23 protein-coding genes are annotated in these 25,597 nt (G+C 39.6%); 4 read left to right on the top strand and 19 right to left on the bottom strand.

All coding sequences use genetic code 11. The features are described from left to right. Positions 1–191 (top strand): hypothetical protein (locus tag DXA54_RS28385; protein ID WP_207903495.1); only part of this gene is annotated, 191 nt, incomplete at its 5' end. Positions 192–243: 52 nt separating this feature from the next. Further along, a complete protein-coding gene (locus DXA54_RS07870; protein ID WP_117892645.1) occupies positions 244–1,710 on the top strand; it encodes a mobilization protein in 1,467 nt (488 codons plus the stop codon). A gap of 130 nt (positions 1,711–1,840) precedes the next feature. Here the strand turns inward: DXA54_RS07870 and DXA54_RS07865 are convergent, their stop codons facing one another. From DXA54_RS07865 to DXA54_RS07830, 8 genes are all read right to left on the bottom strand, one after another. Beyond that, a complete protein-coding gene (locus tag DXA54_RS07865) occupies positions 1,841–2,674 on the bottom strand; it encodes an ankyrin repeat domain-containing protein (RefSeq protein WP_158595295.1) in 834 nt (277 codons plus the stop codon). A 61-nt stretch (positions 2,675–2,735) separates the two neighbouring features. Further along, positions 2,736–3,956 carry a PAAR-like protein gene (locus DXA54_RS07860; protein ID WP_117892639.1) on the bottom strand — a complete coding sequence of 407 codons (1,221 nt, stop codon included), beginning with the start codon at positions 3,954–3,956 and terminating at the stop codon, positions 2,736–2,738. A 3-nt stretch (positions 3,957–3,959) separates the two neighbouring features. Next, positions 3,960–4,742, bottom strand: coding sequence for a hypothetical protein (locus DXA54_RS07855; RefSeq protein WP_133304687.1), 783 nt, complete (start codon positions 4,740–4,742; stop codon positions 3,960–3,962). A 295-nt stretch (positions 4,743–5,037) separates the two neighbouring features. Beyond that, positions 5,038–6,792 carry a hypothetical protein gene (locus DXA54_RS07850; RefSeq protein ID WP_117892636.1) on the bottom strand — a complete coding sequence of 585 codons (1,755 nt, stop codon included), beginning with the start codon at positions 6,790–6,792 and terminating at the stop codon, positions 5,038–5,040. A gap of 17 nt (positions 6,793–6,809) precedes the next feature. After that, positions 6,810–7,676, bottom strand: a complete 867-nt coding sequence (locus tag DXA54_RS07845; RefSeq protein ID WP_117892633.1) for an energy transducer TonB — start codon at positions 7,674–7,676, stop codon at positions 6,810–6,812. A gap of 37 nt (positions 7,677–7,713) precedes the next feature. Then, positions 7,714–8,700 carry a hypothetical protein gene (locus DXA54_RS07840; protein ID WP_117892630.1) on the bottom strand — a complete coding sequence of 329 codons (987 nt, stop codon included), beginning with the start codon at positions 8,698–8,700 and terminating at the stop codon, positions 7,714–7,716. A gap of 4 nt (positions 8,701–8,704) precedes the next feature. Further along, positions 8,705–9,133, bottom strand: a complete 429-nt coding sequence (locus DXA54_RS07835) for an energy transducer TonB (protein ID WP_117892627.1) — start codon at positions 9,131–9,133, stop codon at positions 8,705–8,707. Between the two features lie 52 nt (positions 9,134–9,185). After that, complete coding sequence (locus tag DXA54_RS07830) at positions 9,186–10,022, bottom strand: SH3 domain-containing protein (RefSeq protein WP_117892624.1); 837 nt, start codon at positions 10,020–10,022, stop codon at positions 9,186–9,188. 426 nt (positions 10,023–10,448) lie between these two features. On the opposite strand from DXA54_RS07830, the gene DXA54_RS07820 reads away from it, so the two are divergent. Both DXA54_RS07820 and DXA54_RS07815 read left to right on the top strand, forming a co-directional pair. After that, entirely contained in the window at positions 10,449–11,348 is a 900-nt protein-coding gene (locus tag DXA54_RS07820; protein ID WP_120079163.1) for an Abi family protein, read from the top strand. 938 nt (positions 11,349–12,286) lie between these two features. Further along, on the top strand, positions 12,287–12,874 hold the full coding sequence (locus tag DXA54_RS07815; protein WP_008998019.1) for an RNA polymerase sigma-70 factor: 588 nt from the start codon (positions 12,287–12,289) through the stop codon (positions 12,872–12,874). Positions 12,875–12,973: 99 nt separating this feature from the next. On the opposite strand, the gene DXA54_RS07810 is transcribed toward DXA54_RS07815, so the two are convergent. The 11 genes from DXA54_RS07810 to DXA54_RS07760 all read right to left on the bottom strand — a co-directional run bounded on the left by DXA54_RS07810 (position 12,974) and on the right by DXA54_RS07760 (position 25,575). Continuing rightward, entirely contained in the window at positions 12,974–14,317 is a 1,344-nt protein-coding gene (locus DXA54_RS07810) for a Gfo/Idh/MocA family oxidoreductase (RefSeq protein ID WP_120079162.1), read from the bottom strand. A gap of 87 nt (positions 14,318–14,404) precedes the next feature. Beyond that, complete coding sequence (locus tag DXA54_RS28495; protein ID WP_004322279.1) at positions 14,405–14,644, bottom strand: hypothetical protein; 240 nt, start codon at positions 14,642–14,644, stop codon at positions 14,405–14,407. Between the two features lie 3 nt (positions 14,645–14,647). After that, entirely contained in the window at positions 14,648–15,973 is a 1,326-nt protein-coding gene (locus DXA54_RS07800; RefSeq protein ID WP_120079168.1) for a Gfo/Idh/MocA family protein, read from the bottom strand. A 1-nt stretch (position 15,974) separates the two neighbouring features. After that, positions 15,975–16,745 carry an FAD:protein FMN transferase gene (locus DXA54_RS07795; protein WP_055235278.1) on the bottom strand — a complete coding sequence of 257 codons (771 nt, stop codon included), beginning with the start codon at positions 16,743–16,745 and terminating at the stop codon, positions 15,975–15,977. Between the two features lie 47 nt (positions 16,746–16,792). Further along, positions 16,793–18,202 carry a putative oxidoreductase C-terminal domain-containing protein gene (locus DXA54_RS07790; RefSeq protein ID WP_118418506.1) on the bottom strand — a complete coding sequence of 470 codons (1,410 nt, stop codon included), beginning with the start codon at positions 18,200–18,202 and terminating at the stop codon, positions 16,793–16,795. Positions 18,203–18,206: 4 nt separating this feature from the next. Further along, complete coding sequence (locus tag DXA54_RS07785; RefSeq protein WP_120079161.1) at positions 18,207–19,214, bottom strand: Gfo/Idh/MocA family protein; 1,008 nt, start codon at positions 19,212–19,214, stop codon at positions 18,207–18,209. Between the two features lie 27 nt (positions 19,215–19,241). Beyond that, positions 19,242–20,033: a glucosamine-6-phosphate deaminase gene (locus tag DXA54_RS07780; RefSeq protein WP_055235176.1), complete on the bottom strand. Its 792-nt coding sequence runs from the start codon at positions 20,031–20,033 to the stop codon at positions 19,242–19,244. Further along, complete coding sequence (nagA, locus tag DXA54_RS07775) at positions 20,014–21,201, bottom strand: N-acetylglucosamine-6-phosphate deacetylase (protein WP_055235178.1); 1,188 nt, start codon at positions 21,199–21,201, stop codon at positions 20,014–20,016. Before nagA ends, DXA54_RS07780 begins: the two co-directional genes overlap by 20 nt. A 21-nt stretch (positions 21,202–21,222) precedes the next feature. Next, complete coding sequence (locus DXA54_RS07770; RefSeq protein ID WP_055235181.1) at positions 21,223–22,539, bottom strand: sugar MFS transporter; 1,317 nt, start codon at positions 22,537–22,539, stop codon at positions 21,223–21,225. 36 nt (positions 22,540–22,575) lie between these two features. Further along, entirely contained in the window at positions 22,576–24,063 is a 1,488-nt protein-coding gene (locus tag DXA54_RS07765; protein ID WP_118418508.1) for a DNRLRE domain-containing protein, read from the bottom strand. A 24-nt stretch (positions 24,064–24,087) separates the two neighbouring features. Then, positions 24,088–25,575, bottom strand: coding sequence for a RagB/SusD family nutrient uptake outer membrane protein (locus tag DXA54_RS07760; protein ID WP_055235185.1), 1,488 nt, complete (start codon positions 25,573–25,575; stop codon positions 24,088–24,090). Between the last annotated feature and the right edge of the window lie 22 nt (positions 25,576–25,597).

The following is a 25,597-nucleotide window of genomic DNA, read 5'->3' as shown; positions in this document are numbered from 1 at the left end:
CTATAACTACACGCTCCGCTTTCGTAGTTGTGGGCTCTCCCGAGGGGCTGGGCGTTGCCCCGTCCCACTCAGGACGCTGCCCTGAGAACCCGGTAAGGGCTGTCAGCCCTATGCAACCTGACCAAAGAGTGACCCTCTCTTTGGAAACTCCGCTTATGGGTAACACCCCTAAGAACCCCATGCGGTTATAAGCGGACAGAAGCAATCAACATTATTCAACAACCCCAATCAATTTTCAAGAAAATGGCTACAAAATCAAGCATACATATCAAGCCTTGCAATGTTGCTTCCAGCATGCCTCATAACCGGAGGACACGCGAGTACATGCGCAATATTGCCAAGTCCAGAATTTATATCGTTCCCGAACTCTCCGCCGGTAACGAGCAGTGGGTAAACCGGAACTTCGGCAGCCCCGATCTGCAAAAGCACTACGACAACATAAAGCGGATGGTAAAGGAGAAGACCGGCCGTGCCATGCAGGAGAAAGAACGTGAGCGTAAAGGCAAGAACGGCAAAATCATCAAGGTGGCAGGATGCTCTCCCATACGTGAAGGAGTGATGCTCATCCGACCGGACACGACACTGGCGGACGTGCGTGAATTTGGTAATGAGTGCCAAAGACGCTGGGGTATCACACCGCTCCAGATTTATCTGCACAAGGACGAGGGACATTGGCTGTCCGGACAACCATCGCCGGAGGATAGGGAGAGTTTCAAGGTGGGTGACAGATGGTTCAAGCCGAATTACCATGCGCACATTGTATTCGACTGGATGAACCACGATACAGGCAAGAGCATAAAACTCAATGATGACGATATGACAACGATGCAAAACCTGGCATCCGATATTCTCTCAATGGAGCGGGGACAATCAAAAGCCGTTACGGGAAAGAAACATCTGGAGCGTAATGACTTCATCATTGAGAAGCAGAAAGAGGAGATGAAGCGTCTTGACGCTACGAGGCAGTATCGGGAGCATCAACTGGAAAAAGCCAACCAAAAGATGCACGAGGCTGAAATAATCACCAACACCCTAAATGAAATAGCTATTCAAAAGGAACGGCAGAATGAAGAGCTTGACAGAGCTATCAGCGAGAAACGTTCCAGGCTGAATAAGGAGAAAGGCAGTGAACTGCTCAATGCCGCTGTCGGCTGGGCTACAGGCAGGTCAAAGGCTCTAAAAGGCGAAATAGAGGATTTGCGTCATGAGATTTCCACACATGAGGAAACCATCGGGCAGTTACAAGGCACAATCCGGACCATGCAGAACAGCCACCACCGTGAATTGATGAAGTTGAAATCTGAACATCAGTCTGAATTAAGCCGCAGGGATGCCGTGCATTCAGAGGAAACTATGAAACTTAAAAACCGGATTGCATGGCAGAATCTGATTATTGAGAGTCTCGGCTTCCTTTTGCTCAAGACAAGCGAGATTTTTCGTAAGGCGGTACACGGTATTATCCGTTTGGCAAGGGATTATTACAAGCCACGTTTTGATACGGAGCAGGTAGCGGACATCAAGGGTGCCCTTAATCTGTTCGGGGAGGACAGACAATCACACCGGGCGGCAGGTGATTTCCTGTATTTTACAGCCAAGCAAAAGGGCGGGTTTGATAACCGGGAGCAAATCAAAGCCAGACGGGAGGTTAGTAATGTGGTGGAGGGAAATTATGACCAGCAACAAAAATTGGGACGCTCAATGAGAAGGTAACATTAACTTATAGTTCCTCCCTTTGCCAACAAAAAGAGAACCAAATTGCTCTTTCTTAGGGGCACTCTGGTTCTCTTTTATGAGATTACCACTCTTATGTTGTATATAAGTGGAGGTTATATTTCGTGATTTACATCCACTTCCATTCTGTTTTGTTTTCGTCTGTTTTACCTTGATTCATATTGTTATCGTTTGAAATGGATGTACTATCTTCTTCAACCCTTTTGCTTTTAGTTACTGGAAATTTAATGCCCATTTTTTTCAAACGTTCTATTATTTCTTCCGCATGTGTTAAATACTCTGGAGTTCCTAATTTACGTTCTATTTGTTGCTGTAATTTATAGCCCAAACTAACTCCATCTTTATTTATTTGCTTAGGGTTTGCTCCATAGTCCAAAAAATACTCGACCAAATCAAGGTCTCTAACAATAGCTGCTGTAATGATAGGTGTATCTCCTAAATTATCGGGGACATTTAAATCTAAACCATGCTTCATCAAATATTTGATTCGCTCCATATCGCCTGCTCCACCAACAATAAGTTCGTGAATCGGGGTAAATGGGATAGTAGCGTTTACATCAGCACCGTACTCTATTAACAACTTTATATATTTTATATCCCAATCAGGATGACCACAAACAAAGGAAAGCGGCATTAACCTAAATGTACCCTCTTCTCGTTGAATATAATCGGGGTTATTCCCTTTAACCGGATGATTTACAAAGGATAAAAGATTGGGGTCTGCCCCTAATTTTAGTAAGAGTTTTGCCATATCATACTTTTGTATATATATGGCATACATAAGGTAGGTAAATCCATATTTCCCGGGGGTATTTATATCAACTCTACCATTGTTAACCATTTCTTTTATCTCACTTTTATTTCCATAGTAGATATTTTCTGCCATAGATAATTCTGCGCCTCTTGAAAAATATTTTTCCGGCATATATTTAGACTTGTTCATATTACAACTTGTAAACATAAAGAAAATACAATATATTATCAAGGATTTCATAAATCTTTGTTTAAAAGTCACTTGTAACCACTAACACATCAGGATTGTTTTCCTTTTCGCTCTTAAGGGTATTCAACAGATTAGATTCTTTTAGAAAATGACCATCAATTATATTGGAATTGGTTTCAAGCCCAATTTTTTCTCCTGCTACTTGTGGCAAATTATCACCTAACATCAGCCCACTACCTAAATAGGCAAGAAAGGCATTGCCACTACTTACTAATAGAGGACCTAAAATACTTCGGTTATTTTGTATCATATTTAAAGGGTCGTCTGTTGAGTAATATGCCTGTATTTGCCCCATGCTATTTGGACTCAGTTCTTGATCTTTCAATGTTTTAGGATGAAGTCCTGCTGCATTAAAGGTATAAGCATTGCATCCTGTAGCAACAGAAGCAATAGAAGCAAGCCCACCTCCTAAAGAATGTCCCGTAATAATCAAATTCTTTTGTCCTGCATACTCTTGTACCTTATCGGCTAATTCTATCGCTTTACGATATTGTCCTCTTTTTTTATCATCCAATCCAATTCCTTGCCGAATATCAGTAATCCAATCCTTTAAATTCTCAGTGCCTGCAAAAGCCAGTATATAAAGGTTTTCTTTTTCATTGTAATACAGACTCGCCTTAAATCCGGATTCATTTTCCCAACAACCTTCTTCTATTTTTATATCCTCTGTAGCTTCTTTCCATCCCTCGGGTAATTCAGCATTACTATCCTTTTTTTTATAACAGAAATCACTAATCATTAGACAGTCGATTGCTAATTGAATCTTAGGCAGAACAATAGATACCATGCCGCCCAAAAGACAATTCAGTTTGGCATCAGGCATCAGAGCCATTTGGTTTTGGATTAACACACTGTTCTTTACGCTTGTCCATTTGCCCGGCTTGGTCAGACAGGCGCATATACATGGCATCAATGAGAGTAGCTTTCCGCTAATAGAACCGGTCAGGGCACTTGTCCCTACAGCAGCTATAATACCCCCTATGGCAGCTCCTCCCGTAAAAACAGCTCCGGCAGCAGCGGCAGCTCCAACAATAGCACCTACCATAGCTCCTGCGGAAACCATCTTCAAACAATAGAAATTGTTATCCATCCGGTCATTCATGGTTGCCACAAGTTTTCCATGTGCATAAACCGTTTTTTGGCTCTTTACCAGCATACGCTGCATACAAGTCCCTTCCGAACAAATAAGCCAGTTACCGTCGATTAAAAATTTACGTGCCATAATCTATTCTTTTGGAATTAAACTGAAAGTTACAGTCTTTTTGTGAACGAATCTGTCGCTTGACTGCTCCTTTATACAAGCCTCTATTTTCTGAACTCTGTGTTCAGAATTGAATATGTATTCTATGTCAATGGTAAAATCATAGTCAAATTCACTTTGTGTCAAGGGTTTGATTTGTTTGTCGTAGGCTTTCTTCATCGCAGACTGATGATGAACATATCCTTTGCCGCAATAATGTTGCCTGTCTCTTTCTGAAACCGTTTTCTGCAAGTCAATATCTATAAGTTCTCCCTCGTTTAAAACGGAAGGAAGTTCTATCTCGAATTTGTTTTCTTCTCTATAGCGAACCAAAAATATGAGGTGTAGAAGAGATTGCATTAGCGTACCTTCACAGGCATAATAAGCGTAATCCAGTTTTTCTATCATTTTTTTGACCTGCTTGATTCCTTCGTATTCAGAAAGAAGTCCATTTCTTACATTTTCCCATTTATCTTGGATTTCTTTTATATTGACAACAGAAGAAAGGTAGCCATAATTGTCAATACATAAATGCAAATGCCGGAATATGGAGTTGAGCTGATTGAATAGTTTATACGTCGGGAGAACTTCTGGTGCATTGCTATGCGGAAGCTCAACGACATCAATAATAATATTCCGGTAACGTCTTTCATCATAGAAGTAATGAGCACTCCATTTTTGACAGGTTATTTCATCATAGAGTGGCTCACTATTGATTTCTGTAAGACTTGCAATTTCTATAGCATAGTCCAAAGTAATTTCTTTCACCGTCTTATCCATAAGGTCAAATTGATTGATGTATTTTCAAAAGTAATAAAAAGGACAGAAACGTAATCATCTTGATTCATATTTTTCTGATTACCATGCTTAAAAACATCAAATCGCTACCTGGTGTTCATATTTAGTTCTTTACTTTACCTTGTAATTCTAATCAGACCTAAAAAACAAGAGAATCCATTAGCCAATAACGTAGATAACAGATTCTCTTGTCAGATAAGGAGCATAAACTGTTGTATTACTAATCTTAGATAAGGAATAGTGTTAACCCTAAGTCAATGTACGTTTACCAATATTCAACGGTTCTATTCTCAATGTATTCTTTGGGGAATGTTTGCTTTTTGCCGATATAGTTCATGTTTTCGTCATAGTCGTCATATTCGATAGTGCAGCAGACTTTCCTTTCTGTCCAGTTCTTGTGCTTATCGAATTTGGTATAAGTATAACGATATGTGGCTGTTCCATCCTCCGGATGTTTTTGTACCATTGTTGCCGGGTATTTGCTGTCACCCACATAAGTGTATATCCGGGTAATGTAAGCCATATGCGAAGAAAACTTATGACTGGTGATTCTATTGCTTTTATCAAACGTGTAAATTTGATCAAGTTCTGCATTGGTATTTGCATCCGGACAAATATCTGTCCGAAGACCGTCTTTGGATTCAATGCTTACCAAATGATCTTCCCAACCCTCGACCTTGTAGGAAGCGGCTGTAACGTATTGATAGGTTGCTCTGTCGCCAAATTCATCCTGCATAGCAACAAGGTTGCCGACCTGGTCGAATTCGTATGATTCCTCATGGATTTTCACCGATTTTACCTTGCCGAACAAACCGTAAATATCCGTACCTTTATAGCGCAAATGACCCATTACGGCAGATTCTTTATTTTTCTTATTTTCTTTTTCGGAAGCCACCGTCTTTTCATCCCAATAATCAATGCTTCGCGAGATTGTCAGGCTGGGAGTTTCGCCCGGCTTGACCGCAGAAGAACGGTCTTGATTAGAAGTAAATCCGTTTTTAAAAGCTTTATAATAGGTACGCAAGGCTGGAATATCATCTATGTTAGCAGGGAAAGTAACGGTGGCTTGCGTCCAGTTCCCTTTCTCATCATACACATATTCATAGGAAATGGTAAACTTCATATCATCCACTCTCCAGCTATTTCCTTTGTTCTTATATACACCTCCATTATAAGTCCAGGTAGCCAAATCGCCGTGCGAATTATAAGTAAAATTGCTGGTGCAAGTCAATGTTTCCGTACCTTGATCAAATTTAACAGGAATGTTTTCTACAGCTTGCGTGCAGAGATGCCCTGCGTAAGCATAGCTTGTCACCGATTGTCCCAGTTTGTAACTGTTGATGCCTTTTAGAAACATATTTGAGGTATTGGGAGTCTCGAAGGACTCCAAGTGAGCAAGTGAATCGAACTGCATTTTATGAATCGTTACACCAGCTTCGTTGACCGTACCATCCTTATTTTCAGGCAGGATGGACTGCAAAGCTCCATTGGCATGATAAGCATACAAAAAAGTAGCCGTATCGTAATGTCCCCGTCCGTTCTTGTCACGACGTATTAGCCGGCCGATACTATTGTAGGTAAAACCGTCATCTTTTTTTCGGCGTTTGTAACGCCCGTCATCTACTGATTTGATTTGAATTAGGTTAGAATGATTGTCGTATTCATACGAAATCACGTCAAATCCGGTTGCTCCTACATTGAAGGAAGTACGCCGCTGCTCAGCCAAACGACCGTTTGGCAAAAACTCGTATTGCGAGCTACTTGTTACGCCCCATGCTGCATCATGGTATTCGTAGGTTATCAACTTCGGATAATTACGCAGTCCCATCTTTGCCCAATCCGTAGGATAGTTTACGAAATAAGGCATCAGATGTTCTACATTCATATCCATTCTGATTGGTTCGAAATACACCTGCAAAGGCGTATAAGGCTGACTGTTTTCGCTGCTGTTACAGCTTGCCGCTCCTATGGCCAGCAAGCAGGACAGACTGATAGATTGAATGAATTGTAATGTTTTCATAGGTTGGCTTTCTGGGTTTATAGACTAAAAGTAACATAAACTGCCGATTGCACCCGTACAGGCTGTCCATCTTTGGTGCCGGGTGTCCATTTCTTCAAGGATTTCACCACTCGTATAGCCTCGGTGTTAAGATTGGCATGAACCTTTTTCACTGCCGTCACATCTGAAACCGAACCGTCTTTCTCCACTATAAAAGAAACAAGCACGTTGCCTTGAATCTTTTGCTGTTTGCACACCATAGGATAGCGGATACTTCGGGCAATATCGGACTGTAAAGCCCCGGCTCCACCGGGATATTCAGGTTTCTGGTCCACCTCACTACTCTTATATATTTTGTTAGGGCTGACTTTTGGCTGTACAGGCTTCTGCTGTGGTTCTTCGTTCGATGTGGCCTTTGGCATGCCAAATCTTCTTTCGGAAGCATTTTTACCTGCTTCTTTCGGCTCTCTCAGTTCTTGCTGTAAAAGTCTTTGCAGTACCTCACTAGAAATAAAAAATCCATTGAACTGGGCTGGAGCATAGCCGGAAAAAGCCGAAACAACCTCAAAGCTGAACGGCTTCCCTTCTTCAATACGAGGAAAATAATAGGTTCCAGCCGTTTTTATCCGGTTGCCCGGCATTAGGTAAAACAGGTCTATCGGTTGGCTCCTGCTGGTTTTCTGAGCCATACCTTTTATCTGAAACTTATAACCTCCATTTGCCTGTCCTGTACAAATGATACTAGTCACATGCCAATACCGGTCCACACCGGCATCGCATTTAAACGGAACATTGACCGGATAGCTCTTAGGAGGAATAGAAAAACTTGTTTGTGCAAGGACTTTATGTCCCATAAAGACTACCGCTAAGGTAATCAAACACAAGAAAATAGATAATCGTTTCATCAGTATATATGTTTAAAGTTATAATTCAAAGAAATGCCTAAATCATGATTTCGTAATAAAATGTGGCTGCCAGTTCATCCTCATTATAAGCATCTTTCCTGATACAGTCTTTTACATAATCATCTTTAGCAGGCATGGAAGGGTTAATCAGTTCCTTGGCAATGCGATTGTAACTGGACTCCTTGGAGTAAGACCCTTCCCATTCATTTTCGTATTTCATGCGGTATTTCCACATCTCACGCACACAATCAGGGACCTGGTTATATCCATCTATATAGTCTATCTTATGTCCATTTACCGTCAATTGGGTAATGTTGGTTTTAAGACCATATTCATCAAGTAATTCTTTTATTGGCAGGTCATTCACTTTGGATGCTTTAATATCAAAAGCATAATTGAAACTCATCGAATTGTCCACTTCGATAGGGGAAGAGAACGGTTTGTCCACTGTCAACTGATTACGTCCCATCATACTGCCTTGAAGTCCGTAGTATGCCTCGACCTTATCTACTTTCCCTTTTAAAGGTATCAGGCGTAACCGCACTTTGACATACCCCAGAAAAACATTTGACTTGTCCAAAATATCAACCAGCTCAATTTTCAGGTAGTTGTCGGTCTGATAATCTTCTAAAAAATGTTGCCAATGATGATCTATTGAATCAACCTTTGCGTTGACAGAGCCATATTTTCTTTCCCATTCTGCTCCATATCGTTCTTCTTGCTTATCCAATTCCGTAGTATTTAAACACACAGAAAGAAAGTCTTTCAGACGCTTGTAACTTAAATCATCCATAGTGGCTTTTTCAGAAGCAGTCAGTGGGGAATGACGTTTTTCCAATGCGTCAAGCATGGAGAAGACCATACCGTATTCAATATCTTTCTTTATCAATTCATTCCGCTCATCCAAAGACAGCGGCTCAGAAATGGATTTGTTCTCATTTCCGCATGAAGTCATCACCAGACTCCAAACACCCAATACCAGTACGATGCGGTATGTGGACAATATTCCCTTGTCAGTTTTCATACTGCTATAATTTAAAAGTGATAGGTAACGTAAATTCCACATTCACAGGTTTACCGTCCTGTGTGCCGGGAGTCCAGCGAGGCATGGACTTGACCAATCGAACAGCCTCTTTATCCAGGTTTGTATCGACCGACTTGGTAATTCGGACATTTCCGATTGAACCGTCGCTCTTGACTGTAAATTTAACCATCACTTTGCCTTGTATTTTCAGTTCCTTACAAACAGTCGGATACTTCAGATTATCCGAAATAAATTTCACCAATGCGTTGATTCCTCCGGGAAATTCCGGAGCCACCTCCCGCTTGTTTTGAAAAACTTCAGCCAGCACAGGTGAGTTTCCTATTGCTCTTGATTCATCTGCTATTTGTGCAGCCAAACAGTCCCCGATTAGCAGCGTCGATAATATACTGCTTAAAATAAAATACTTTTTCATACGGTTTTATTATTTAGTTGTCAATACGTTATACAAAATTCATCTTGCCGATTCATTTTCGGTAAAATCCGGAACTGTCACGTCCCCATTTACCGCCAAATTGATCGGTGTAGTCGCACTCGCTATAAGGAGAATCTTGTGTAAGATTATACACAGTACCGGATTCGGTAAAACTTACTGTTTTCAAGCCTCCTGAACTGCTTGACGATGAACTGCTCCAGGATTCTGTTGCACCCTTGTGCAAGTCTTTAAAGCCCAAAACGCCCATGACAAGACCTATTCCGTTGCCTATTCTGAATCCCCATTGAGCCATATTCCACATCGTATCAGATTCTATCCATCCAAGCCAATCAAGAATAAATCCTATAACTAATCCAATACCACCCACTATCAATCCAACAAAGAGCATCAATGCTACGAATTGCAGGAGAATCTTAATAAGGTAAATGGCTATACCTATAACCAAAATCCATTTCAGTGCTGTAAACCAAACAGACTCACCTTCGGAATCGAACAGCCAGGAAGTCAAATCCCATGATTCTTCTTTGGCAGAAGCGCCTGTTGCGCCAGTATCCGTTACGGCTTCCAGATAGGATGCACTGACATAACCTTGCCAGCCGTTATAATTGAAATTAGCCCATCCGTTTTCAATGGAAATAACATCAATCACATTATCTTGGGAAAGTTGCCCTAATACCTCTCCGTTCTTGTTGGCAGAAGCCCGTACATTAAGACCATTGGGGGCAGTCACCCGGTAATAATCAGCAAAGGATTGCGTACAAAGGAAAAAACTAAAGATAAGAAAAACGAGCCATTTAGCATGGTCTCTGCAAACGAACAACTCTTTCAGCATACAGATACTTTGCTGAGTTACATATCTGTTCATCATATACAACAGGACTCTTGCAGTCCCACAGAGCCTACTTAATTAAACCACGAAGCGTGGAACTGCAAATGCCACACTCTAAATTGAAGGTCGTAGGAAACCTGAGATACAGATATGGTAATAGCAGCCCACGCTATAGCGTGAGAACCACTATGCTATCCCTTGTATCTCTTTTGAAAATTTCCTACGTTTTCAATTTACAAGATAAGCATAACGCTTCTTTCTAAATCTAATATGTCTTGGAAAGAGTTGCCTCAATCCACGCACAAAAATAGTGATTATGTTTGAAATAGAAGAAGATATAATAAAAAAACTGTTCTTTTTTTTGCTTGTGCTTGCAAGATTAAAAATTATGCTTTATTTTTGCAGTAACAAATCCCGCCCGCTTCCCGTAAGATTAGCGTACCCAGCGGGACATTTTTTTTATCTATGGGAGTCAGATATACGAATCAAGCCATAACCACTGAACAGCAAATTGAAATTCTCAAAGAGAGGGGTTTGCATATTGATGATATAAAACAGGCCATTGATGTTTTGGATACCATCAGCTATTTTCGTCTTGCAGGTTATTGGAAACACTTTGAAATAGATCATTTTACACACCAATTTAGAGCAGGCAGTTGCTTTTCTGATATAGTAAAATTATATTCTTTTGATAAGGAGCTTCGGGCTTTATTGTTTACTGCCATTCAAACAATTGAAGTTTCTGTACGCACAAAAATAATCAAGCACTTTGCTCTTGAATTTGGCGCATTTTGGTTTATGGATGAAAGCTATTCGACCAATGAAGTACGTTTTGCTGCAAATTTAGCTGTCATCCGTAAAGAGGTATCACGTTCTCATGATGATTTCATTATTGAGCATTTTCGCAAATATAGTGAACCAGAACTGCCTCCTGTGTGGAAAACATTGGAAGTAATCTCAATGGGTACACTTTCCAAACTTTATTCTAATTTTTCGGATGCCAGTGCAAAACATGCTGTAGCAAGAGAGTTTGGTTTGAATCATCACAAGTTCTTGCGAAGTTGGCTGGAATGTCTTGCTGTACTTCGTAGTTGCTGCGCTCATCATTCAAGACTGTCAAACCGGGTTTTTCCAGTGAAGCCCAAAATGCCGGAACGTATGCCTAATACATGGATTGCAAATTTTTCATTTCGAGAGCAGACTCTATATCCACAGTTGTGCTACGTGGCATATTGGCTCAACTCCATTACATCTGACAACACTTTTATTGCTGATTTCAAGCAACTTTTAGCAAAATATCCTTCAGTAAACACTCGTTTGTTAGGTTTTCCTTGCAATTGGGAACAAGAGCCTTTATGGAGATAAGGATTTATTTCTTCCCTGAAAGACGAAATTCTATATTATCACCCATATAGACATTTAACTCCTTATGTCAGATGCAAAGATAGCCTGCCTCTGTGGAATGGGAAAAGGTCAAGCGGCGTACCGTTTAGGGCTGTTTCTTCCTCCTTCGGAGAGTAAACAGCCCTAAAACCTTTTCCCATTCATCGGCATGGCTTAGTGTTGCATCGGGCAACGGAGACAAACGACCGACGAAATAGTAGGTTACAGAATAAAGAGAAACGAGAATAACTAACCTTAATTCAAAAAAGGATGACACACTTTTTTGTTTTAATTTCGGGAACTCTCATTTTGCAAATATAAATTGGGCAAGCGGCAGACTGCACTCCCTCTAAAATATTAGATTGGGGATATACTTTCTTTTGCTTTATCTCTTTCTCATGTGCACATTGGAATAAGAAGGTAACAAGAAATGCAAATAGTGACACAACAAAATATAACCTTTTTGAAGGCTTAAAAAGTTGGCTAAATAGAAGTAGAATGTCGAAATCAAATTGATTTGAAAAGAAGAAAATGCCTATATAGAGGCTCTTAATAGGTTAAGAAATAATAAAAGCGTTAAATCTTCTCGTTTTAGAATGTTCCTTTAAATATTATGACCATATTTCAGACTTATTGTTTACAAAGCATTGAGTAACAACTGTTTGTAAATACTGCTTATTGAAGAACACATCATCTAACGGGGGTACGTAATCGGATTTGAACTTTTTTTTAAAATCATCACTATTTTCAATAAGACTTGAATTTTTCATATTAATTTCATAATTTTGTCACCAGAAGTATGCTACTCCCTGTTTATTTCTCCCTTACATATTACAATATGATGTGATTTTAAATACGGCTTGGTATATCTTCTATATTATTTATAGCTTTGTTGACTAGAATCTTTTTTAGAAAAAACGATGAATAAAACTGATTTATCTTCTGCTACTGAAGAGCAACTGTTGTTACAGCGGTTGAGAGAAGGGGACATGGGGAGCTATGAAACCTTGTTTCATCGTTATTATCCTACTTTTTTTGCTTTTGCCAAAGGTATGCTGAAAGATGCAGGGGCAGCGGAAGATATTATTCAGAATGTGTTTATGAAAATCTGGATACACCGTGAGGCGCTGGACGAAACAATGTCAATCAAAAACTATATTTATGTACTCTCCAAACGTGAAGTCTTTAATTATCTTCGGGCCAAATACAATACTCATGTAGTGTTAACGGAAGACATGATGACATTGGAGCGACCTTCAAGTATAGATGAACCGACTACAGACTATCGTGAATTGCGAGAGGCAGTACAAAGTGTGATTAACACGATGCCACCTAAACGCCGGAGTGTGTTTTGCCTTAGTCGCTTTAAATCTCTGACTAATCAGGAGATTGCAGATAAACTTGGTATTTCCATTCGTACTGTCGAGAAACATATAGAACTGGCTCTCCGTACTTTTAAGGAACAATTAGGGAGCTTCTTTGCTCTTTTTGTAGGGTGGTTTCTTTAGATGAAGAGAAGGAAGTGTGATGATAATGGGTGGATTTTATAGTAGAAAGAGATATGTCGTATACATGACATATCTCTGATAATTTAATGAGAAGTTGATTTAAACCCGTATTTCCCAACCTTTTTCGTACTCTCTTCCCCAAAGTTTATTGGCTTCCAAATCGTTGAGAATTCGTCCGCTTCCCGGATCAATCTGTAATGAATGTCTGACACGTTGGGCAATGTTACCTAATTGTACTAACTGGGTACTGATACAGGCATCTACAATTCCGGAATTTAGCTTTGTTCCTTTACGAATGGCATCAAACCAGTTTCGGAAGTGGAAGGCATCCAGCTTTTCGGATGGATTCAACAGATTGCCGGTCTCAAATTTTAAATCACTTTTTACCTCTTTAATCGTTTTACCTTTTATATCTGTAATTTTATATTCATTGCCACCGCCAATGAAGAGAGTTCCGGTTTCTCCATAAAATGCGGTTCCTACTCCATATCCGTCTACCGGCGTCGTATTACAACTACGTCCTTCCCATGAAAAAGATGCTTCGTCGCCAAATTGGAAGGTGATGAGTTGTGTGTCAGGAGTTTGCCAGTCGTCTTGAAAACGATACCGACCTCCGATAGAATCAACCTTTGTAGGATAATCTACACCCAATCCCCAGCGGAGTATATCAATAAAGTGAGTTCCATTGTTGAGCGCTTCACCTGTTCCCCAATTCCAGAACCAATGCCAGTTATAATGGATGAAATTATCTTTGAAATCAGCAACACGTGGGGCAGGACCTTGCCATAAATCCCAATCCAGATAATCAGGTACAGGAACAACTTTCCCTGTTCCAATGGAAGGGCGATTATTGACATACCAAGATTTGGCATATCTCACTTTTCCGATAGAACCGGATTTTATTTCTTCCATAGCTTTAATTACATTGGGAAAGGAACGGCGTTGGTTACCCACTTGAACAATCCGGTTATATTTCAAAGCGGCTCGAACCAACATTTCATTTTCTGCCGGATTATGACTGGTCGGTTTTTCCAGATAAACATGCTTTCCGGCCTGCATAGCCATAATGGCTGCTTTGGCATGCCAATGGTCAGGGGTGGCAATCACCACTGCTTCAAAATCGTTAGACTCTAACATCTTACGAATGTCTTTTTCTCCTTTGGGAGTACGTCCGGTAATTTTGTGGATAGCAGCCTGACATTTTTCTAATGCTCTTGAGTCTACATCACAAATGTAAGTTACTTCACAATCTGGAAGTTTGGCAAATCCTTGCGCTAGGGCCTTACCTCTCGAATTCACTCCAATGACTCCGATACGTATTTTTTCGTTAGCTCCCAGAATATCTTGATAACGGCTTGAACCGAATCCTGGAAGTATGCTTCCTAATGAAAGTGCAGCTGTACCTGCTACTGTTTTTTTGATAAAATCTCTTCTTGTTGTCATAGTATCTATTTTTCTCCAAAATTAGGTTGTTATTAGAATATGTGAATGAGCTTTTCCGTCAATTCTCCTTCAAAAAACGTAAATCTCTTATTTTTTTCTTCGGAAAAGGTGACTCAAGAATATCAGGATTCCTCGGGGAATCCATAATATAAGATAGATGAAAAAACTAATCACGATGACATACCCGATTTGGGATATTATTTCAATCCATGGGCGGGAATAGATAATGATTGCAATTACATTGATGATAAATGCAAGCAGGAAACTTAGAAGATAGATATTCCTTTCTTGTTTCAGCTTTTTTGATGTGATAATAATATCTTTCATGGCTTAGAATTTCATATAGGGTATTTTATATTCGTCGGGGAAGAGGATATGGCGTTGTTCATCCATTGCCTGATTTCCAAGTAAGCAAAGGACCGTAGAACAGTAAGCCTCTTCTACTACATTCTGTGCTTTCTCACCAGTGATACATGATTGGCAGAAGGAGGATAGAATGATATCCGATCCGTCTTTATCTGCTCCAATCATACTTAAACCACTGTTTATGTGAGTCTCTCCGTCAATGATAAAATGTGGTGTATATTCCATTTTCGTTTCTGGTCGCCAGCTGGGGCCTGCCGTTGGTATGGCGGCAAAAGCTTTGTCTTTTACCTGGTCAATCAGTTGGCGGATGCCCGAAGTAGAATGGTCTTCTTCCAGGTAATAAATGCCTTTAGCCATATCCATCGTACCTTTACTTCCCAGAATTTGGTCTTCCATTCCGTTGAACTTGTTGGCGATTAATGATTCGTAGGCAATCTTGGTTCCGTCGGAATATCGATAAGTCACATTTACACTATCGTATACTTCACGACCGTCTTTCCAGTAAACAATATCACCCATTCCCATGATACTTACCGGCATTCTTTTTGCGGCCCAGTTACATACTTCCAATTGGTGACAAGCCAGTTCGGTCATTAGTCCGCCCGAACTGGCTTTATATAATCTCCAATTGATTTTGCGCTCCAATTCCGGTGAAGGAACAGGACGACGCCAGTCTGCATTTCTGAACCAATGACAGCGCATTCCTACCACATCTCCGATCAGTCCGGAATGAATCATTTGCATCCCTTTGATATACTTCTCGTCATACATTCGTTGCATACAAAAGTAGAGTACTTTTTCAGACTGGTTGTAAGTGTCATAGATAGCCTTGCACTCGTCAAGGGTGCGTGCCATTGCTTTTTCACAGAAGACATGTTTGCCGGCAGCTAATGCGTCCAACACAATAGGTGCGTGCCAGTTTAGTGGTGTGGATATGATGACTCCATCAATGTCTTTCGATTCCAGCAGCTTACGGTAGTCTGTATAGGACTTGGCATCCGGGCAAAGCTCCAATGCTTGCTGAAGATTGGGAGCATAATTGTCACACACGGCTACAATTTGTGCATGAGGTATTTCCTTGAGGTTATGGATGTGGTATTGCCCTCTGGAACCTGTGCCAATTAAAGCGATTCGTGCTTTTTCATGATTGATCTCTTTTAGCTTTTCAGGGGTACAGGAAGTAAGCCAGGGAGTGGTCGCTAATAAAGCGGTTCCTCCGGCAACATATCCCAGACTTTTTATAAATTGTCTGAGTCCTAAGTCAACTCCTTTTTCTTTATGTTCTTTCATATTATAAGTCATATATGGTTGCTTGTATATTTTTAAAATTCTCTGTGAGTAGTAGTTGCTCTTCTTTATTCGCAATCATCCATACGGTACTTAGAATTTCAGCTTCTAACGGATCTGTAGATATGATAGAGCTTGCTTTTCGTTGTTCATTAAATAAACCCGTAATCGGATTCATAATGTGTCCGGTATAATGTATCGTATTACCGGAGGTGGATAATGTTGTATTTTCAAGATCGAATTCATTTAAAAGAGACTGATTATAAGGATTCAGAAAACTCACTTTCCAACTGTCTCCATAAGGGTGGTGTCCCATGCCCAGAATTGAGCTATTCCCGAAATTGACAAACGCATGATTGACATCCTCTTGCTCTATGAGTCTTTTGATTTTCTTCAAAGCATACCCTTTGGCAAAGCCTCCGAAATCGAGTGAAATATCAGGAGACATAAAGGAAATGCGTTGATGATCGTGAATTTGTATTTTGGAGAAATCTTTTAATGTAATGTCAAATAGATGAAAGGTGTTTTCATAATAATATTGGCAAAGTTGCAAAATTTTCTCCAGTTCTTTGCTAATTTGAATATAACTTTGCAAAGCATGTTTATTAATTCCGAAAACCTCACTGTGAGGATCAAAACGGTTCAATATCTTATCCAAACGCTCCAGCTCATTGATGATATGAGTCCAAAGTCCGTTTAAACGTTCTGCGTCAGAATGAATAAGCAAGATATCGAATCGTGTCCCCATGATATGAGGAATGAAGCCATGAAACATGGCTTCATCTTTATAATATTTACATCTTGTCTCTAACACCTATTGTCTTATTTATTTTCTTTTTTTGCCATTTCTACAGCAGTTGTAGTAATGTAATATTTGGTTAATGTATTTTCGTTTTCCCATTCCGGGATATTTTTGTTATGTATATAATGCAGGAAAGCTTTTGCTACTTTACTGAACTGTTCTTCATGTCTTAGTCTGTATTCCTGTGGTATATCAATAAGATAAATCCCGTTACTTTTATTTTTGACGGATAAGAACGGGTAGCTTTCTTGAAGTTGTTCTATCGTCTTTTGCAATTGAGTCTCAAAAGTATGGCTGTCAATGTTTGGCTTTTTCTGAATATACAATTCTTTCACAAAACCATTCTTCTCATTTTGAACGATTTTTAAAGTTGCTTTGCTACCTTTTTTGATAGAAGTAAACGTATCTCCTCCATGAACTGGTGGCATATAATTCCATGTGACTTTCATTCCCATACAAATTCCTTTGACGGTGTAGTCGAGACTTCCGTTTGCCATAACTTCCAATACATCATTTTTTATGTATTGTTTCAGATAAATAGGGAAAGAGTCTGTTTGCGTCGATTGGCTGAACTCTGCCAATGTGATTGGGGTTGGCCAGTGTTTGGCCGAAAGTACTTTGACATCCGATTGATAATGAATTGCTTCATCTGGAAAACATTGCCAGTTGATAAGATCTATCAAATGTGTTGTTACATCTGCAATTCCTTCTCCTTGTTGTGCTATATCATAGTACCATGCAGGACGAACCAGCGGTTTACCGGAAACCTTTTTAAAGAAATGATGTACGCTTTCCATTATTACAGAAGGGTTGTCCGGTGAGCCTTTTTGTAATTCTCCAAATAATTCTGTTTGATGTAAGAGTTCCTTTTCTATGATGTTGAGAATATCATATCGCTCCGTCATCAAATCATATAAAAGGAGTCCCTTTTGTTGTGCTAGCTGATAAGCCTCTGTCAATAATTGGAAGTCCTGTGAGTTAATAGCCAGTGGCTTATCTGCAAGAATATTATATCCGGCTTTGATAGATTCTATAATATATCGTGTCTTCTTCTGATTATTTCCAGCCAGAATTACGACATCACCTTTAGGATCTGAAAGCATTTTCTGGAGATAGTCTTTGCCTGTATATACCTGTTTCTTCCATGTGGTGGGAGATTCTGCTCGATGGTTGTAAGAGTCAATACTTTCTAAATATTGATTGACGCCTATTCCTTCGGGAGCGTATATCCGGATAGTATCATTAATAACAGCTAATGCATCTTTCTGAAGCAGACTGGCATGGAAATGTCCTGGATCAAGAACGACTATTTCTATTTTACATGAATCATTGGCTTCCGCCTTATTCATAATCTGTTTCTTGGAGAAAGAACATGAAGCAACTATAAATAAGACTGATATAAGCCCGATTCCTTTATATATAAATTTCATTTTCTTATTTATTATAGGTTTTGATTAATTTCCGGGCGTCTTTCCATCCTTTTTGGTAAGCTTCTTCCAATGTGACAATTCTTCCATTCTCTTCTTTACTCATATTGGATGCTTTCATGAAAGTGAATATTTCAATTGTTTCTTCTCTGGAGATAGGAGAGATTCCTGTTTGGAAAAAATACAAAATTTGTTCAAGAAGTACTTTATATCCTTGATAACCTCCTACTTCAATAGCCTTTTTGGTGCCGAACGCTGTTCCTCCATAAATGGCAGGTCCTTTTTTTATTCCTCTGAAAGTTCCGATTCGTCCATCTTTCCAACGTCCGACCACAATATCTGCATTTTCTGAAGACATTCGGTTAACTGATTCACAGCCGGTTCCCATAATCGTATATAGAGTCTCTATTCCATGTATTCCGTAAAAACCGAAATCCGGATGTGTAGGTTCCACTTTATGCGGAGAGTAGCAGTCGGCTCCTATAATATCTCCAAATTCTCCGTTTTTTAATTTCTGATTTTGTGGAGAGTATCTTAATGCTGAAGAAGAAAAAATAGGGACCTTATATTTTTCTGCCATCTCGAAGATAGCAATGGCTTCGCCTAATGTTGAGCCGATCGGTTTATCAATATAGCAGATTTTTCCTGATTTGAAGACTTCGATAGCTTGTTCGAGATGAAGCCTGCCATCATTTGTTTCTAAAAGTACACAATCTACTTTATCCAATAACTCACTGATTGAAGATACAATCTCTACTCCTTGTTGTTCTACTTTCTTGATATAACCTGGAATACGTTTAGCGCTGGATTCAATAGTTTTTGAACCATACGGATAGGCCGCAACGATTCTAAAGCCTTTGGCAAAAGCATTGTTTTTATCTCCATTAATTAAATCTGTAAAGGCTACCGAATGGGAAGTATCTAGACCGATAATTCCTATTCGTATAGATTTTTGTGCATGAATATTCAAAACGAAACTTGATAAAATAAGAAGTAGACATAGTTTTTTTTTCATAATTCTTTTCAATTAAAATATTAGAAGTTATAAATTGAGTAACTGTGCACTTTCCGTGTCCAAATATAACGAAGATTTTTCTTTTCTCCGCAATATACTGGCCGGACATTTTTCAGAAATATCTCCGTGGATTGTGCGATAGACAGCTTGGGACTTATTCTTGAAAGGCACGATGCAAAACATCCATTTGGCTTTTAATAATGCCGGTATAGTAAGAGTTAAAGCTTCCGTAGGCACCTGTTCAAGTGTCTCAAAACATTTTTCATTGACTTGTTGCTGGCGGCACACATGATCAAGTTTTACTATCTTTATAAGTTTGGGATCGTTGAAATTGGCAACATCAGGGTCGTTGAAAGCAATGTGTCCGTTTTCACCGATTCCTAAACAGACAATATCAGTGGGGAATTGTGACAATAAGCTTGTGTATCGTGTACATTCCTCTTCCAGATCAGTAGCATGCCCGTTTAAATAATAGACATTCTTGAAAGGTACCTTATCAAAAATACGTATTCGGAGGAAGTTTCCGAAACTTTGCGGCGCATCAGGCAACAGTCCAATATATTCGTCCATGTGAAAAGCATTGATTCTGTTCCAGTTAATTCGCTGATCGCTGATCAAGTGATGTAGAAATTCTTCTTGTGAAGGAGCTGCGGCAAATATCATATTGATTTCAGCTTTTCCTTCCAATAAATTGCATATTCTGTCAGCTACTTCTTGAGCGGCGGCTTTTCCCATTTGCTGGACGGTTGGGAAGATTTTGACAGTTAATTGATTTTGTTGAAATACTTTAGTTTCAGTTTCATTTACTATAGATAACATGGCCTTCTGATATTGTGTGAATGATATTAATTTGATTATCGAAAATAACGATGTCCGCATCTTTCCCGGATTCCAGTGAACCTTTTGACTTGTCGATATGGAGGATGCGGGCAGGAGTAAGTGTCATCATACGAATGGCATTGATGAGACTGACGTTGGCCAGTTGTACCATTGTTCTGACCAAACGGTTAGTAGTAGCTACACTTCCTGCAAATGCAGAACGGTCAGGCATTTTGGCTACTCCGTCTTCGATGATTACTTTTTGTCCGTTAGCCAGACTTCCTAATATGGATTCTCCGTCAGGCATACCTGCTCCCCGCATGGCGTCAGTACAGAGAGCTATCTTGTCAGCTCCTTTAAATTTATAAACAAATTGCAGTAATGGTTTAGGGAGATGGATACCGTCGGCTATGATTTCCACTGTCATATCATCAATTAGGTATGCAGCTTCTACTACTCCTGCATAGCGAAAGGCATTTCTGCGTGTGACAGATGACATAGCTGAATATAAATGGGTTATATGCGTATAACCGGCTTTATATGCTTGTGTTACTTCTTCATAGATTGCATCGGTATGGGCAATGGAAGGCAGTATGTGGTGCTCTTGTAAAACATGTCCCATCTTAATGGCCCCCTCCAATTCGGGAGCGACACTCCAGCGTATAATATCTTCCGAAGATTCTAGAATAGCGTTATATTCTTCCGGTTGTGGCTTCTTCAAGTATATAGGATCTTGTGCTCCGCTTTGTTTGGGGGAGAAGTAAGGTCCTTCTAAATGTAAACCGATGAACTTTGCTCCTTTTGTGTTGAGGACTTTAGCTTTCCGGTAGGTAGCAAACATATTCATTAATTCAGTGTCAGAGCATGTCAGTGTAGTGGGAACCATGGAAGTGGTTCCATATTTCGCATGAGTTTCTGCTATGCCTAGAAATGCCTCTACGGTGCCATCCATGAAATCGTGGCCGCCACCGCCATGAATGTGCATATCGATGAATCCTGGTGCTACGTAATTACCGGCAGCATCTATTATTTGGTCATCGGGTTGAGGCGTGAATTCATTACTCGCTACAATTTGCCTGATTTTCTGATTTATACATATCAGTATCTTATCAGTTTCTATGCTTGTAGGTAAAATGATTTTTCCGTTGGTAATAATAAGTCTTTTCATTGTATGAAGTATGTTTTTTTATCAATAGTTTCGTTTCCAGGAATTGATTTTATGGCCTTTGGTTGCAAAGAATATCAGATAAAGGTAACACGGAATTAATATCCAGTAGCCAATGCGCAGATCATATACTTCAGCAAAATAACCGTATATCAATGGTAAAATGGCATTTCCGCAAAGTCCCATAATTAGTAGTGAAGAACCTGTCTTGGTGAACTTGCCCAGCCCGTGGATAGATAAAGGCCAAATCCCAGCATAAATTAAAGCATTCGGGAAGCCGAGTGCACAAAGCAGGAAGATGGAGATATTTGCTTGATGTCCGAATAGAGTGACGTTAAAATCAGCGAATACAACTCCGAATGAAAGTAACAGTCCTAATATGGTGCATATAATCAATGCCTTTGTCTGTGAGACATATTTAGGAATTATAAGGATGCCTAATACATAACCAATCATAGTACAAGCTAATGTATATGAGGGGAATACTTTTGCTTCAAGCAAGTCTATTCCCATTGAATTGGCGTAATTGATGATGGTATCTATAGCAATTACCTGTGTCCCTACATGGAAGAAAATAGCTAAAGCTCCTAGTATAAGATAAGGAAAATCGAAAATACTTTTTTTAGAGTTATGCCCGTTCTCTTTCTCGTCGGTTGCATTTTGTTCATCTGTATTAATCTCCGGCAATATGGAATAGCGGATTCCGATTCCTGCTAATACTAATAGTCCCCCTAGTATGGCATAAGGTACAATGACACGTTGTATCAACTCGTCAAGCATGGCACTTTTAGTTATTGCATCCAATGTACCAGATTCTATGAGGCTGAAAAGTTCACTGTCGTCTGCTTTTAAAATTAAAGCTGCGAAAATGAGTGGAGAAATAATCCCGGCAAACTTGTTGCATATTCCCATGATGCTGATTCGTCGGGCGGCACTCTCAATAGGACCGATGATCGTTACATAGGGGTTGGCGGCAGTTTGTAAAATAGCCAAGCCTGTTCCAATAGAAAATAGGCCGATCAGGAATATTTCAAATTGTCGAACTAAAGCAGCCGGAACAAAAAGAAAAGCTCCTAATGCCGTCAACATAAAACCATACATGATTCCTCGTTTGAAACCTACTTTCTTCAGGAGGATTCCTGAAGGAATAGCCATGACAAAATAGGCTATATAAAAAGCAAAAGCCACGAAGTAGGATTCGAAATGGGTTAGTTCGCAAGCGATACGGAAATAAGGAATCAGGATGGAGTTCACCCATGATACAAATCCGAATATAAAAAACATTCCGGCTAGGATCGTCAGCGATATGAAATATTGCTTTTGTTTACAAGAGTTTGGCATTCTGTTTCTATTTTTATAAATGTAATGATTACTTTATTATTGAATAGTGATTTGCATAGGTATTCGTTCTGTGTATACTCCACCGGTATAGTCTTGTACTTTGAGTATAAATGTATCTGTTGTACCTTGACCGTTATGGATGTATTTTACTATACCGGCAGCCAGTTCCGCTTGTGTGAATCGAGCCGACTTGGTCATAGGAAGTCCGTTGCGTACAAGTGTGCCATTGGCGGGTAAGTGTTCTATAATAAAAATAATATTATTATCATTGTATGTATACTGTGCGTTGGGGCCGGCAGACATTTGCAGATGCACTTTGGTCAGTGTAATGATACTGCCGGCGCTGCCCTTTATCTGTTGATTATGATCTAGCTGGAGCTCACTGTCGATGGCACCCTGTAATTTGATATAGGCAGCATTAGGACTATTATTCAAATTAGTAGAAGAGGTCTCTCGCGGATATATCTCTACTTGAGAAGTACTGATTGCTTCGCCGTTCAACACTTTTAATCCAAAAGAAACTTCAGTCTCAGAATTATTATATGCATTTTGAATGTATTGTGTGATGTCGGTTTCATTCCAGGCCGTTGACAAATCGAAAATAGAGACCTCTAGTCCGAACTCCGGACGATTATTATAAGTAAGTGTTTTTTCTGTCCATTCATTTGACGTTGCATAAACGGCGCATGAAGGAATGAATGAACCAACTATTCTTTTTACATTAAAACATAGCTTGGCGGAGAAAAGATTATCTATAAAATCCACCTCTGATAATGCAAACTTGAAAAAGGTATATCTGTAACGAGAGGCGCGGTTACAAAGATAGTTCAATCTATTAGAACCGTTGTAGTTAGTATTGGCAGCGCCATGATATACATTGGCATCTTCGGTCACAGGTAAATTATAAGTAGGAGCTTGCGAGTGGTCGACATCATCCGGAATCGGGTCTGTCTCTTTTACTTTTTTAATATATAGGGGCAATTGACCTACGACATGTGCTACACCATCCTTGAAAAGATAATCTTGCCGGATGACAGCGATAGATTGTCCGTCGATTTCTTTACTATCGTTTACATAGAGTAGGAATTTGTCACTTGCTCCTTCTTTACGAGTTAAGAAAATAGGTTCTCCGGAATCACTTATTCCTTTTACGCTTTGGTCAGTTTCCATATCGATAGAACGATAAGTACCGTCAAAAGTCAGGTAAGAAAATAGATTGCGGATGACCCCCTTGGAAAGTTGATTGATTTGTTCTACTCCGGCACTTGATAATACACTTTTTATAGCATCATTAGTAGGAATGATGCGTGTTCGGTTTCCTGTTGAAATTTGTTCCTCCAGACCTGCGTATTTAATTGCTTCTAAATACATTGTCAGTGTACTTTCTTTCCCTTCTTCAAGGTACTGTATCAAAGATACCTCTTTTAGATAATCGGGATTGGTGTCTAGTTTATAATCGGTTATTAAATTACAACCGGAGAAAAGTAGTACTATAATTGATAGTATGTAATGAGTCGATTTCATATTTTCATATTTTAAATGATAAAATTATTTGTAATACTCGTTCTGCTCGATTAGCTTGCTGCGACGTAGTTCCTCTAAATGAATCGGCCATACTAGTGCTTTAGGACTCAATTCGATGACAGGAGATTCGTCTTCTCCGATATCGTTTCCTCTATTTTTAACGGCTTCAAATACTTTGCCTGTGCGGATTAGGTCAAACCAGCGATGGCCCTCGTAAGCTAATTCATATTTACGTTCGTTGAGAACGATTTCTTTTATTCCTTCCTGGTCATATTCTTCGCGATTGAGAAACTGTTCTTCGGGAATCTCGTAATCACTTCCTCCGGCTCTTTTCCTTATTTGGTTTACTAGTTTCATTGTTGCTTTACGATTTTCATCTGTATCTTCCTGATTGGCAATAGCCTCTGCTTTCAACAGGATGATGTCTGCCAAGCGAAGCATGACAATGTTACGGCTGTCAGCAGTGTAGTCAAAGCCAATTGTAAATTTGGTGACTTTGTATTTACTACCGGCTACTTCTTGTATTGCAGCTGATCTCCAAGTGCTTCCTTCAGCGTCAATGGCTTTTCCGAATCTAGGGCGAGGGCGTAAGATAGGCCATGAGCCGGCTAGATAAGTTGTTAGATTCTTTTGGTCATCTCCATCGGCAACATTGCTTGCCAATTCAAAAATCGATTCTTTACTGCGTCCGGTATTAAAGATTTGTGCATATTCGCTGGCTTGTACCAATGCTTTGAAATTTTTGTTTTTGACATCGTCTGTCGTACCGGTATATTTTTCGTCGTATAAGTTCGCTAAAGTATAATTGGTATTAGTCAATACTTTGTCAGCCATATTGATTGTTTCTTCATATTTATGTTCCCATGCATATACGTGAGCATTGATGGCATAAGCTGCTGTTTGGGTGAACGTCGTTCGTGAAGTCGAATTTTTATCAATCATGTTAGATGCATTTTCTAAATCACTGTGAATTTGTTCGACAATGTCGGCAACAGCAGCTTTGGGGAGGTCAAAACTATCGTTGGAGTCTAAATAAGGTGCTGTTACCAATGGAGCATCTCCCCAAATGCGGATAATCCAGAAATAGGTGAACGCTCGTAGGCAATAAGCTTGTCCCATTACATCATCGGCTTTTTCTGCACTTATGCCGCCTGCTTCAAGTACTTGTGGAGTAAACTTAATGACAGCATTTGCTTGTTTGATAACACGATAGTAATTATACCATGAAGCCCAAAATATATTATTATCAAGTGAATTGTTCACTACTTTATCAGCATTCACGTTAAATGCGTTGTTGTAAAATGCATCACCCCTCATTTCGCCATAGGCTAGGAAATTGATACTCAAATCCGACTGGAGTGTATTGTATCCTCCGTATAAGATTCCGTATAAGTGTGACTCTTCTTTAGGTGTGTTTTCTGCTGTCCAGGAAGTAGTCGGCTCCAACTCCAAAAGAGAACAGCTGGAAAAGCAAGTGCCTATAAAGCATATTAAAATAGATAGCATTTTCATATTTGATGGTATTTACGGATGA

Source organism: Bacteroides sp. OF03-11BH, assembly GCF_003604005.1.
GTDB lineage: Bacteria > Bacteroidota > Bacteroidia > Bacteroidales > Bacteroidaceae > Bacteroides > Bacteroides ovatus.
Note: the sequence above shows the minus strand (reverse complement) of the source record. Positions and strands in the feature narration are given on the sequence as shown.